Below are 13,096 nucleotides of genomic sequence, written 5' to 3'. Positions count from 1 at the left end.
CCATTACAATATAATTTTTTTACTTTGGATTACAATTTTAAACATATATAGCAATAGGTATTACTTGAATGGAAGGTCCATTTATTTCTGTTATAATATCTTCTAACAATATAATCTTACTTTCATTTAAAATATTCAAATAAGGTTTTATTGATTTTAAAAATCTATTATAATATTCAGTCAAACAAGTTTTTCTTAATAAATCTATTCTATCTTCTTTATCTATTACTTTTATTACTTTTCCTAAAACTGTGCAATTACAATCACTGATATCATACATATTAATATTATTTTCTAAAAAATTATTTTTATTAACACATAAAACTCCATTACACTCTTCAAAATTTGCTATCATATCTATAGTATTACTATCTAAGCATTTTCCTAAATTCTTTAATTGTTGAATCATTGTATTATAATTATTAAAAGAACTATTTTTAGCTATATCCTTTTTTTCTATTAAGCTATTTAGCTTTTCCACATCATAGCATTCTATAGTATTTATTAAAGTATTTATTTGTGATGGAAGTGAGGAATTGTTTATATTAGCTGTAAACTGAACATACTCACCATAGCATATACTGTTATTTTTTATATCTTCATTATTTATTTCTTTTATCATATTTTTCCCCATCATCATATTTCTTAAATTACAGAAAAGATAAAAAGTTGTATATAGTTTTGTAATACTTAATTCTCTAGTGTTACTATTTTGATCATTGAACATTCCTAAATGATCCCATTCATTTAAGAAACAATCTCCCCTTATTATATTCTTTTCTTTATCTTTGGTACAAAAATTATTTGCATTACAATGATATCTATTTCTTTTTTTAGAATATGTATCATCTTTAGTATATTGATTTTTAGTGGATTTTTGCAATTTTAAAGTATCTGTTTTATCTATAGTATATTTAAAACTTGTACTTTCCAAATAGCCATTTATTAAAATTGAATATAAGTCTTGTATTAAAAATTTATTTAAATAAACAGGTAAATCCATAAATTTTTAATTCTCCTATAAAAATTATTTGTAATCCATAATATTAATTTACTAAAAAAACAACAAATATATTACTTATATTTTGCTTTATTAAAAAATAACAATTTATAATAAAAAAGTACATTAGCTTAATGCTAATGTACTTTTCATATTTTATATTTTAAACTTACCTACCATTTCATTAAGAATTTGCGCAAGTTCTGCTTGATTTTGTGCAGTTTTAGATATTTCAGTCATTCCTTCTGTAGCTTCATTTATCCCATCCAATATCTGAGATGTATTTTCATTAGATCTTTGAGATCCCTCAGCTACATTTTGAACTGCATCACTTACCTGATTAATTGTAGCATTTAACTCTTCAGTCATTGCTGCAATATCTTCTGACATACTACTTAAGAAATTAGCATCTTTTCCATAGCTTTCACTGGTATTTAAGAAAGCTTCATAATCCTTCATTATTGTATCATCAATAAAATTTAAAACTTCCTTTGAATTATCTGATAAGTTTGTAAAGGCACTTTGAACTTTTGCTACAGTATTTTGTATTGTGTCTACTGTACCTTTGGATTGTTCTGCAAGTTTTCTGATTTCTTCTGCAACTACAGCAAATCCTTTACCATATTCCCCTGCTCTAGCAGCTTCTATTGCTGCGTTTAATGCAAGAAGATTAGTTTGCTCTGATATGTTAGCTATAGCTTCTGCCATAACTTTTATTTCTACAACTACTTTACCATCCTCAATAGCTTTTAATATGTCCTTTTCTTTTGTTTTATATAGATTTTGTGTAGCTCCTTTGGATTCAATACTAAGTTTTTCAGCATCATTAGCCTTTACTTTAATTTTTGATGAATTTTCGCTTCCTTCTGTTGCTTTAACAGAAAGTTCCTCTATACTTGAGTTTACTTCTTCAACTGATGCAGAAATTTCTTCAGTTGAAGCGCTTGTTTCTTCTAACTCTTTTGATATTTTATTTGAAGAACTATCTATTTCATCAAATTTTGCAGTCATTTCTTCAATAGTTGCTGAAAGTTCTTCACTAGATGCACTAAGTTCAGAGGATTTACCCATTATAATTTCCACTAATTCTTTCATATTATTCTGAACACTTTTAAGAGACTTAGCTGTAGAGCCAAACTCATCTTGTCTATTAATTTCTAAATTACTGGTTAAATTATACTTTGCTAGTTCATCTGCAAACGACTCCATTTTTGAAAGAGGATTTTTTATATCCCTTGTAATAAAAGTTCCTAATAAAATTGCAAATGCAAATCCAATTATAGAAATAACTGATACAATTGATCTAGAATTGCCATACACAGTTATATTATTAGCTTTTAGATCCTTAGCATGTTTAGTGTTAATGATTATTATTTTATTTAAAGATTTAATCATATTTTGTCTACATTGATAAGATAACTGTCCCTGTCTATCAGCTTCGGCGTAGTCTTTCTTTTTACAGGCTATTACCATTTTAGTTATATATTCTTTATATTGAATATAGTTGGTTTTTAAATTTTCATGAGCTTCCTTTTCACCTGGAAAATATGTTGTAAGTTTATCCCCATAACTTTTTAATGTTTTATCTGAATCCTTTATTATTTTATCAATATTATTTAAATAATAAGATTCCTTATCTTGGTTTTTTTCGTGAACTAGACCAAGTAAATCTCCCCTTATTTCAAAGAAGTTGTCTTTTAAATTTTCTAAAATCTTAATACCCTCTAAGGTGTGATACATAGATTCGCTATTTTCGTTAACTCTTCTTAGTTTAGTTAAAGATAAAAAACCTGCTAATCCTATTAAAATCGCAATGGCTAAAAAACAACTTATAAGCTTTTGACTTAATTTTTTAGTACTTTTCATAAGAATCCCCCTTACTTTAGAATTAACATTAACTCTTTCTTTATGGTATACTATTATAATGTAGTTGTTAATACACTTCATTTTTTACAGCTATACCCTTATTTTATATTAATCGTAATAATTTCATAAAACTATATATATTAAGGAGAATTTATATGACGAATATTAACTTTAATCCCATTGGATATATAAAATCACCTTTTGAAAAAATAGAAGAAATTCCACCTCAGAGTATTTATGCTAATGATAAAAAAGCTATAATTGAAATAAATCAAGAATATGTAGATGGATTAAAAGGTTTAGATAAATTGTCTCACATAATAGTCTTATTCTATTTTAACAAATCAAAAGATTATAGCCTTATAACTCATACCCCTTGGAGTAAAGAAAAAAAAGGGGTATTTTCAACAAGATCTCCAAGAAGACCTAATGCTATAGGATTATCTATAGTAAAACTATTAAAGGTTACTGGAAATAAGGTAATAATACAGGGAGTGGACATGTTACATGGTACTCCTATATTAGATATAAAACCTTATAGTAAAAAATTAAATCCATAATAAAAAAATAAACCTTATTTAAAAAGGTTTATTTTTCACAAGAATTTTAATAACTATCTATCTCTTGAAATTTTTCAACTTTTAATGATTTTCTTTTTTTATAAAAATATATAGGCAAACCTGAAACTACTAAAACCAGACAATATATACTACTTTCTAATCCTGAACCATATATTGCCCATACAGAATAAATAAAAGCTAAAACAGGAACTATAGAGTATTTTATTAATGATTTTTTACTATAGTTTTTATTATCTTTTTTCCAAAGCTTTATATCTGCTAAAGCGGTACAAGCATATATAGGCAAACAAGAAAGATTAGATAATAGTATCATAAAGGTGAATAACTGTGACAAACTCTTAGTGTAGTTTGCTGCTAATAATATATTTCCTAAAATCGCAGCAATTATAAGTGATGCAGAAGGTGTTTTGTATTTAGGATTAATCTTTTCAAACACTTTAGGAAATATATTATCTTTAGCTGCTATATAAGACATTCTAGCTGTAGTTAAAATAGTTGCAAAAGCAGTACCTAATATACTCAAAACTTCTGTTATAATAACTACATAAGCAAATTTACGTCCAAAATAAGGAGCTAATACAGCTACATAATTACCATCTACTTTAGATAAATCTTGAGGCTTTATAGCTCCCATAGTAGAAAAGCTTAAAGTTAAATATAATATGATGCTTATACTAATGCCCAATATAGTAGCAATTTTTACATTTCTCTTAGCATTTTTAACTTCTCCTGCTGAAACTGTAGCTGCCTCAAATCCAGAAAATGCCCATAGAGTTATAGAAACAGCAGTGCTTACAGAAGTTAAACCATCTCCCTTATGAAAAAGTGGAGTTACGTTTTTAATTTGAAATTTTGAACTTGTCACAAAAACAAATATTATAGATAATAATATAACCGTAGCAGTTAATATAGTTTGGAAAGTTGCGGCTTCTTCTATGCCTTTTATATTTATATAAGTAAAAATCCATAATACAGCACTAGTAAATATAAATGCTGCTAACCTATTCTCATTTAAAATAGGTATAAATCCAGCTAAATACGCTGTAGCTGATACTAAAGATGCTATGATAGCAATCCAATAGGAATTCCAAAAAAGCCATGCATTTATAAATCCAGTAAATTCTCCAAATGCTTGTTTTGTGTATTCATAAGGACCACCTGTTTTAGGAATTTTCTCCCCTAGATTAGCAAAAGATAATCCCATACAAATAGCTCCTATTCCACTTATAATCCATCCTAATATCGCAGATCCTGAACTACAGGCTGTAGATAAAGAAGCTACTAATAAAAGAATACCTGATCCCATAACATTACCAACAACTATAGCAGTAGTTGATATAAGTCCTAATCCTTTTTTTAAAGTCACCTCTTCTCTTTTTTCCATATTGCCCCATTCCTCTCTTTTTTATATTATATTTTAAGTTTTATTTATTCTAAAAAAGCCAGCATTTCTGCTGACTATTTATTCAAAATCACATTAAATTATTTTACATTAATCTTTATAAAATTACAATATATTTTTCATATATTGTTATAATATTTTTATTACCCTAATGCATGCAATATAAAATTTAGTAAAAATATTATTGAAATTATGTACATTGCAAGAGATACTTCTTTATATTTTTTATTAGCTAATTTTACAATTGGATAAGCAATAAATCCAAAAGCCATACCGTCTACAATACTAAATGTTAATGGTATCATAACTATAGTTAAAAAAGCTGGGAATCCTTCCGAAAAATCATTAAAATTAATATTTAATGTATTTTTAATCATTAATCCTCCAATAACTATTAGTATAGGTGAGATGGCACTATTAGGTATAATCTTTATAAGAGGAAGTAAAAATAATGCTAATAAAAATAAAAGTCCTGTAACAATAGATGTAAGTCCAGTTTTTCCTCCTGCTGTTATACCTGCTGCTGTTTCAATAGTAGCTACTGTTGGACTTGTTCCAAATAATCCACAAGTAATTGCTGATATTGAACACCCTCTAAAGGAAGTTTTAAATTTTTTAGGCTCTTTTAACATAACATTTATATGTCCATGAAGTAAACCTAAGTTTTCAAATACTAAAACTAAAGTCAGTGAAAACACTGCTACCCAAAAAACAATAGAGGTAATAGCACTAAAATCCATTTTTAAGAAAACCTCACCATAACCAGCTAATGAAAAATTTGAAAAACTTAGCTTTGAAACATCTACAAGCCCAAAAAAATAAGATATAAATGTTCCTGTTATCATACTTATTAAAAAATTACCTGGTACATTTCGTATAAATAACACTACAGTAATAATTAAATTAATAAATGTTACATACACTAATGGATTATTAAATTGTCCCAATGCTACAAAAGTTGAGTTGCTTCCTACTACAATTCCACTTTTCTGTAACCCTATAAAAGTAATTAATATACCTATTCCTACAGTTATAGCTTCTTTTAATGAAGTTGGAATGGATTCAGTAAGAATCTTTGAAAGCTTTGTAAAAGCTACTACGGAAAACATGATACCTGATACAAAAACCGCAGCTAGAGCTTGTTTCCATGAAAGTCCCATAGCACCTACAATAGTATAGGAAAAAAGTGCGTTTACTCCCATTCCCGGAACTAAAATAAGTGGTGCATTACTAGTAAATCCAACTAATAGACATCCCACAAAAGATGATAGAACTGTGGCAATTATTGCCCCTTCTAATGGTAGACCTGCATCAGATAGTATTGATGAGTTTACAGCAATTATATAAACAATTGCAAAAAATGAGGTTAATCCTGCTAGCATTTCTCCTTTAAATGTAGCATTATGGTCATTAAGATTAAATAATTTGTTAAACTTTGTATTCAACTCTCCTTCATCCTTTTCTCTTTATCCCTCACCCTCCCATGCCATAATATTGACACATTGTATATTATATTAAAAACCTAAAGTAAAAGCAACATGTTTATTTTTTAAATGCCACGCAATTCTTCCCCTGCTTTTTACATTTATATAAAGCCTCATCCGCTCTTAATATAATAGTATTTATACTTTTATCTTTATTGAATACATTCATAGAAAATCCTATACTTACTGTAATTTTTATATTAATATTTTTATTATATTTAATTTCATTTTTTGATATTTCTTCTCTTAAATTTTCTAAAACTTCCATTGCTTTATCTTTATCTGCTACAATAAATCCAGCAAACTCTTCTCCACCTATACGTCCAATTAATTGATCTTTTAAAACTTCTTTTGCAATTTTTGCAGTAAGTTTTAAGGCTTTATCACCAAAGTCATGGCCATAAGTATCATTCACAACTTTAAAGTCATCTATATCTAATATAAATATGCTAAAATTTTTGTTTTCTTTTTTACATGTTTGTAATATCTTTATACCCTTCTGTGTTAAAAAACGCCTATTAGGAAGTCCTGTTAAATAGTCAGTATTAGCTTGTTTTTCATTTTCTAAATTTAATTTTTCTAAACTTTCTTGTTTTTTTTCTAAAACTTTTTGTTTGTTTTCAAGCTCTTCATAAGATTTATATAAAAGTTGTAATAGTCGTTTATTTTCCATAATAGTTATTATTTGTCGTATTATAACTATAACTACAGTCATCATAAACCCAATTGTTAAAAAGTCTATTTTATTTGTTCTTAGTAGTTTTACTATTAGTAACAATACAATACATCCATAAGGTAGTATAGAACTAAGATTTTTTAGTATATAAAATATCTTAGAATTCATATTTATATTTTCATATTTATTATCAATATCATACAACGAAGAAAGTCCAATAAATTGAAAAGCTAATACCCAAATAGGATCTACAAAAGAATTAACACTATAAATTTCAAAAGAATTTATTAAAATTGAATACAAGTTTAAAAATATTAATAAAGTAGAACCTACTAATAAGCTATATACTGCTTTATTATTAAAATATTTAAAATCTATTAAAAAATTTAACGCTGCAATAAATAGCGGAATATTGCACAGAAGATATAATCCAAAAATTCCGGAAGCATAAGTTTCCATATTTAAAGTATAACTTAAATTACTTAAAATATAATCCCACATTATACTAGCTAAAACAATAATTATTGTAACAAAATCAATTATAAATCTTAAATTTAAAATATCTCTTTTATGCTTAAATATAAAGTAAACTAGGGATATCATAGTAATTAAACTAGAAAACATGTAAATAACTTCTGTACCACCTAAATTAAATGGAAAAATCCTATTATATATTCCTGTTATTATATAGTATATCCAAAAACATTCAGCAGTTATGTAGAAAGAACCACACATTATAGCAAACTTCCATAAAGCCCTATTATTATGTTTAGTTCTATCTACCGCGTATATAAAAGCTATTTCTGTAAATATTAACGCTATTAATCCTAATATTCTTCCTGAAACATTTCTTATGTAAGGTCTATTACTAAAAACAAATTTACACAGGTAATATCCTAAAAAACAAAATAGCATAGAAAAAATGTATAAATTTCTTATTCTTGATATTTCATCATAATATTTCTTTTTCATTTGTAATCCAAACACCTTAATTATTATTACTTTTAACTTTAGTTACGTTTTTTATATTTATTATATAAAATTATTTATATAATAAGAAATTCTAATATTAATTGTAAAACTATAGATTATATCCAAGCTTTTTAGCCTTATAATAACAAGATACCAATGCTGCTACATCATATCTAGCATCATGAAAATCTACATTACTACAATCAAATAACCTTTTAGCTCCTTGAAGAACTACTTTTTTATCTATATTAAGAAAATCCATGGTTTCTTCCAATCTAGGTTTTTTTAATCTACCATTTCTATTCTTTGCCTGTACTATAGGTTTAAAGTATTCCATAGTACAAAAAAATTCCTTTGGAATCCAATCTATATAATCTAATCTATCAAATTCTGCTGTTACAAATTTTTTATCAAAATTAACATTATGAGCTATAAACATTCCATTTTTTAGATCATTACTTACCTCTGGGGCTATATCCTTAAAGGTTTGTCCATTTGATAAGAGTTTTAATTTTTCTATACTAAATCCATGTATTGCCTCAGCAGAAGGCTCTATATAATTTACATCGAAGAAAAAATTTTTTGCTAAAAATACCTTCTCCTCATCTTTTTCATTTAAATCACAAATACAATAAGTAAGCTGTATAATTTCTCCTGGCTCTAATGCTGTAGTTTCTGTATCTATAAATATCTTTTTCATAAATTAAAGCTCCCCTTTGAATATTTCATTAGTTTTATACATTATATCACAAAATAAGGAAGCTAAAAATAACTCACTTTAATAAGAGTTATTTTGAAAATAAAATCTATAAAATCAGAGTTAATTAACCATAATAAATTAAGAGTACATTACTGGAAAGGATGATTAATATGAACAAGGAATTAGATTTTATAAATAGTTTTCCTAAGTCTTTACCTCCTCAAGAGCAATCAACACAACCAGGAATAGAACAAATTATGAATCCAAGACCTATTTTTGATAATCCAAATTATAAATCCTCAGGAAAACTTAATAATAAAGTAGCCCTAATAACTGGAGGTGATAGTGGAATTGGAAGAGCTGTAGCTATTGCTTTTGCCAAAGAGGGAGCAGATATATCTATTGTATATTTTAATGAACATGATGATGCGAAAGAAACTAGAAAATTAATAGAAGATCTAGGAAGAAAATGTTTATTAATTGCAGGTGATATAACCTATGATAATTTTTGCAAAGAAGCTGTAGATGAGACCTTGAAAAATTTTAATAAGTTAGATATATTAGTGAACAATGCTGGTGTTCAATATCCTCAAAATAGTATAGAAGATATTCCTACAGATCAATTAGAAAAAACTTTTAAAACTAATATATTTAGTATGTTCTATTTTGTTAAAGCTAGTTTACCACACTTACCTAAGGGTTCATCAATCATAAATACTGCTTCAGTAGTAGCTTATAAAGGTCATGAGCGCTTAATCGACTATTCATCTAGTAAAGGTGCTGTTGTAACATTTACTCGTTCTTTAGCACTTTCTTTAGCACAAAAAGAGATAAGAGTTAATGCTGTAGCTCCTGGGCCTATATGGACTCCTCTTATTCCATCTTCTTTTACACCTAATGAAGTTGAAAAATTTGGTGCAAAAACTCCTGTTAAAAGACCTGGTCAGCCAGTTGAACTAGCTAGTGCTTATGTATTCTTAGCTTCTAGTGACTCCTCTTATATATCTGGTGAAGTTATTCATGTAAATGGTGGAGAAATTATAAATTCTTAAATTCTATAAGTAAAAAGACTAAATTACAACTAATCTTTAATTGCAATTTAGTCTTTTATATATATTTGTAAATACAATATAAACTATATGATTTCTATCTCTTTACTATCATCATTTAATTTACTATTTTTTATTTCATCATAGAAAACAGCTATAGATGTATTTATATAAGGGAATATCCATAAAAATCCTATCCCTAAAGTAAAAATACCCAATATATACCATAAAATAAAACTTAAATATAATAAAAGAAGTTTTGTTTTATTACCATCCATCATTAAAACACTTTCTTTTATGGCTTTCATAGCCCCTATTTCTGGGTTATCTATATAGATATAGTAAGTCATAGAATATCTAAGTAAAATAATAGTTATAATTAGATACATAGATATAACTAAAATAATAACAAAAGCTGTTAAAAACATATTATTAGTTGCTAAGCCATGTAAACTAAAAGAAGTTATTGATGTAGCTACAATAATTATTATAAAAGGTATAAAAATTGCTAGGCTTATCAAAAATCCATATATAAATAAAACAATATTTATAATAAATGTTCCTCCAAAATATTTAAAGCCTTCAAATATGTTTTCTATTTTATAATTTTCATTTCTAACTAAATTAATAAAAAATCTTCTTAAACCATAGGTCATTGGACCTTTTAAAATTAAAGCTGCTATACAAATTGTAATAGTAATACCTAAATCAGTATTTTCATTAACAGCTGAAAAATTTTTAAATTTATATACATTATATCCTATGGAAATAGAGTTAGTTATTATATTATAAATAATAAATGTAATTACAGCTACAATCCAGTTACCGTTTAATGCTTTCTTAGCTTTAGATTTTATTTCGCTATTTGATAGTACGTTTGTATCTTCCATATAATTTCTCCTTATGAATATATTTTTTTTCATTATATTATACATCCCCATCTTTTTCAAATTAGTAGAAACTTATTTACTTTCTTTAGTTGAGTTAATGTTGTAAAATTTAACTAAATTTTATTTTCACACTAGTTGATATATTAATTTTCTATTAACATATTTTATTAAATTATATATTAACAGAAAAAACAGCAATAATTTATTAAAAAATATAACAATATCCATTTTTTGCTATTTATCTTCGACATTTTATTTGATAAACTATATTTTATACTTTAAATTTACTTGTCTGAGGTGAACATATGAAAAACATTTTTAAAATCTACAAAAGAGATATTAAAAGTACAGTAAAAAATCCTATAACTATTTTAATAGTTTTAGGAATTTGTTTTTTACCCTCTTTATATGCATGGGTAAACATCGCTGCCTGTTGGAATCCTTATGAAAACACTAGTACTGTGCCTATAGCTGTAGTAAATAAGGATAAAAACGTATTAGAAAATGGCAAAAAAATAAATGTAGGAAATGAGGTTATTAAAGAACTTAAAAAAAATACAGCTTTAAATTGGAAGTTTGTTAATTCCAAGGATGCTAACTTAGGTGTAGTTAGTGGAAATTATTATGCAATGATAGAAATACCAGAGGATTTCTCTAAAAATCTAACTAGTATATTACATAGCGATAAACCTAAAAAACCTACTATAATTTATAAGGTTAATACAAAATCCAATCCTGTAGCAGGTAAAATAACAGGTGTTGCTAAATCTGAAATAGTAAATAATATAAATTCTAACTTTGTAAATACAGTCAACAAAACTGTATTTTATTATTTAAATCAAGCGGGTAAAAAAGCTGAGGATAATAAAGATAATATTTTAAAATTAAAAAAAGGTGTCATTGAATTAAATAGCAATTTAGATTCTATAAAAAGTGCTCTAGATACTGTATCCTCTCATGGTACTACGCTAAGTGAATTTTCTACAAATCTAAAAAAGACCATGCCCTCTATAAACAATGGATTAAATAGTGTAAAGAAAGGTACAGTTAATACACAAAACTTAATCTCTAATGTAAAAAAGGATTTGGATGTTTCTTTTAGCAATACTCAATTGATTTTAAATGAAATCCAAGGTGAAAGTAATAAATTAAAATCTTTGATCTATACTTTAAAAACTGAAAATAAGGATAAAAAAAATATTATTTATAATGCAATAACTACAATCGATCATATAAATAATAATGTTAATTCACTTATAAGTTATTTAGAAAATATAAGTAAAGTCTATAAAGAAAATAAAAACATACCTAATATAATATCATCTTTAAATAAACTTAAAGAAGATTTAAACGCAGAAAAAGAACAATTAAATAAACTACAAAATAATATAAATGATACTAGTAACTTAAGTGAAGAAATTTTTAATTCATTAAATGATAAAACAAATAATATTGAGAATCAAGTTTCTAATTCATTAACTACATATTCAAATGCTGTAAGACCTAGTTTAAATAATATAGCAAATAATTTAATTGCATCTACAGAAAATGCATCTTCTATTTTAGATTCCTCTCAAGGAATGTTTAATCAAATAGATAATTTATTAAATTATTCTTCAGAGGGAAGCAAATTAGCTGTAGATACATCTAAAAATTTATCTTTAAAACTAGAAGAATTTAAGGGGCTTATTGGTAACTTAAGTAATGAATTAAAAAAAGTAGATAATAATGATTTAAATAAAATTATAACTATATTTCAAACAAATCCTGAATTAATGGGAAATTTTGTAGCCAACCCTTTTAATTTAAAAGAGGAATCTATATATAAGGTGGAAAATTATGGTTCAGGTATGGCTCCAATTTATACAACCCTTTCACTATGGGTAGGTGCTCTTATTTTAACTTCTATATTTAAAACCACCTTATCTAAATTTGAAGATAGTGAAAATATAACTTTAAAGGAAGAGTATTTAGGTAAAATGTTGTTTTTTATAACCATAGCAGTAATTCAGGGATTAATAGTTGCTTTAGGAGATAAGTTTTTATTAGGCGTACAAACTTCAAATTTATTATTATTACTCTTATTTGCAATAATTTCTTCTTTAACCTTTTCAATTATAGTATATACATTAGTATCTATATTACGAAATGTAGGTAAAGCTTTGTCTATTATATTATTAGTTATTCAAATAGCTGGTTGTGGTGGAAGTTATCCTATACAAGTAGATCCAGTGTTTTTTAGAATATTACAACCATTTTTCCCATTTACTTATTCAGTAAATGGATTTAGAGAAGCTATTGCAGGACCATTGGTTAGTAAAGTGTTAGTAGATTTAGTAGCATTAATAACCTTTGCTTTAGTTACTGTTTTAATAGGATATTTATTAAAAACTCCATTGAATCCATTAGTAGACAAATTTGAAGAAAAATTTGAAGAGTCTGGTATAGGAGAATAAATTTAAAGATTATGTGACAA

Annotated in this window: 10 protein-coding genes; 3 read left to right on the top strand and 7 right to left on the bottom strand. The window is 25.9% G+C overall.

The features are described 5' to 3' along the window. Positions 1–37 precede the first annotated feature (37 nt). Complete coding sequence (locus BN1711_RS07030) at positions 38–1,003, bottom strand: DUF6414 family protein (protein ID WP_050607460.1); 966 nt, start codon at positions 1,001–1,003, stop codon at positions 38–40. Positions 1,004–1,156: 153 nt separating this feature from the next. Continuing rightward, positions 1,157–2,866: a methyl-accepting chemotaxis protein gene (locus tag BN1711_RS07025; RefSeq protein WP_050607459.1), complete on the bottom strand. Its 1,710-nt coding sequence runs from the start codon at positions 2,864–2,866 to the stop codon at positions 1,157–1,159. A 155-nt stretch (positions 2,867–3,021) separates the two neighbouring features. Here BN1711_RS07025 and tsaA point away from each other — a divergent pair, with 155 nt between their 5' ends. Further along, positions 3,022–3,426: a tRNA (N6-threonylcarbamoyladenosine(37)-N6)-methyltransferase TrmO gene (tsaA, locus tag BN1711_RS07020; RefSeq protein WP_050607458.1), complete on the top strand. Its 405-nt coding sequence runs from the start codon at positions 3,022–3,024 to the stop codon at positions 3,424–3,426. A gap of 46 nt (positions 3,427–3,472) precedes the next feature. Here tsaA and BN1711_RS07015 read toward each other — a convergent pair whose 3' ends face one another. From BN1711_RS07015 to BN1711_RS07000, 4 genes are all read right to left on the bottom strand, one after another. Next, entirely contained in the window at positions 3,473–4,831 is a 1,359-nt protein-coding gene (locus BN1711_RS07015; RefSeq protein WP_050607457.1) for an APC family permease, read from the bottom strand. A 161-nt stretch (positions 4,832–4,992) separates the two neighbouring features. Then, on the bottom strand, positions 4,993–6,294 hold the full coding sequence (locus BN1711_RS07010) for an NCS2 family permease (protein WP_050607456.1): 1,302 nt from the start codon (positions 6,292–6,294) through the stop codon (positions 4,993–4,995). A 97-nt stretch (positions 6,295–6,391) separates the two neighbouring features. Next, complete coding sequence (locus tag BN1711_RS07005; RefSeq protein WP_050607455.1) at positions 6,392–7,981, bottom strand: GGDEF domain-containing protein; 1,590 nt, start codon at positions 7,979–7,981, stop codon at positions 6,392–6,394. 109 nt (positions 7,982–8,090) lie between these two features. After that, positions 8,091–8,681: a 3'-5' exonuclease gene (locus BN1711_RS07000; protein WP_050607454.1), complete on the bottom strand. Its 591-nt coding sequence runs from the start codon at positions 8,679–8,681 to the stop codon at positions 8,091–8,093. Positions 8,682–8,851: 170 nt separating this feature from the next. Between BN1711_RS07000 and BN1711_RS06995 the strand changes: the two genes are divergently transcribed. Continuing rightward, positions 8,852–9,733 (top strand): SDR family oxidoreductase, encoded by an 882-nt coding sequence (locus BN1711_RS06995; RefSeq protein WP_050607453.1) that lies wholly within the window; start codon positions 8,852–8,854, stop codon positions 9,731–9,733. Positions 9,734–9,816: 83 nt separating this feature from the next. On the opposite strand, the gene BN1711_RS06990 is transcribed toward BN1711_RS06995, so the two are convergent. Further along, a complete protein-coding gene (locus BN1711_RS06990; RefSeq protein ID WP_050607452.1) occupies positions 9,817–10,620 on the bottom strand; it encodes a DUF975 family protein in 804 nt (267 codons plus the stop codon). Positions 10,621–10,925: 305 nt separating this feature from the next. Here BN1711_RS06990 and BN1711_RS06985 point away from each other — a divergent pair, with 305 nt between their 5' ends. Further along, positions 10,926–13,076, top strand: coding sequence for a YhgE/Pip domain-containing protein (locus BN1711_RS06985; RefSeq protein WP_050607451.1), 2,151 nt, complete (start codon positions 10,926–10,928; stop codon positions 13,074–13,076). Positions 13,077–13,096: the final 20 nt, after the last annotated feature.

The sequence above is a fragment of the Clostridium niameyense genome (genome assembly GCF_001243045.1).
GTDB lineage: Bacteria > Bacillota > Clostridia > Clostridiales > Clostridiaceae > Clostridium_F > Clostridium_F niameyense.
Note: the sequence above shows the minus strand (reverse complement) of the source record. Positions and strands in the feature narration are given on the sequence as shown.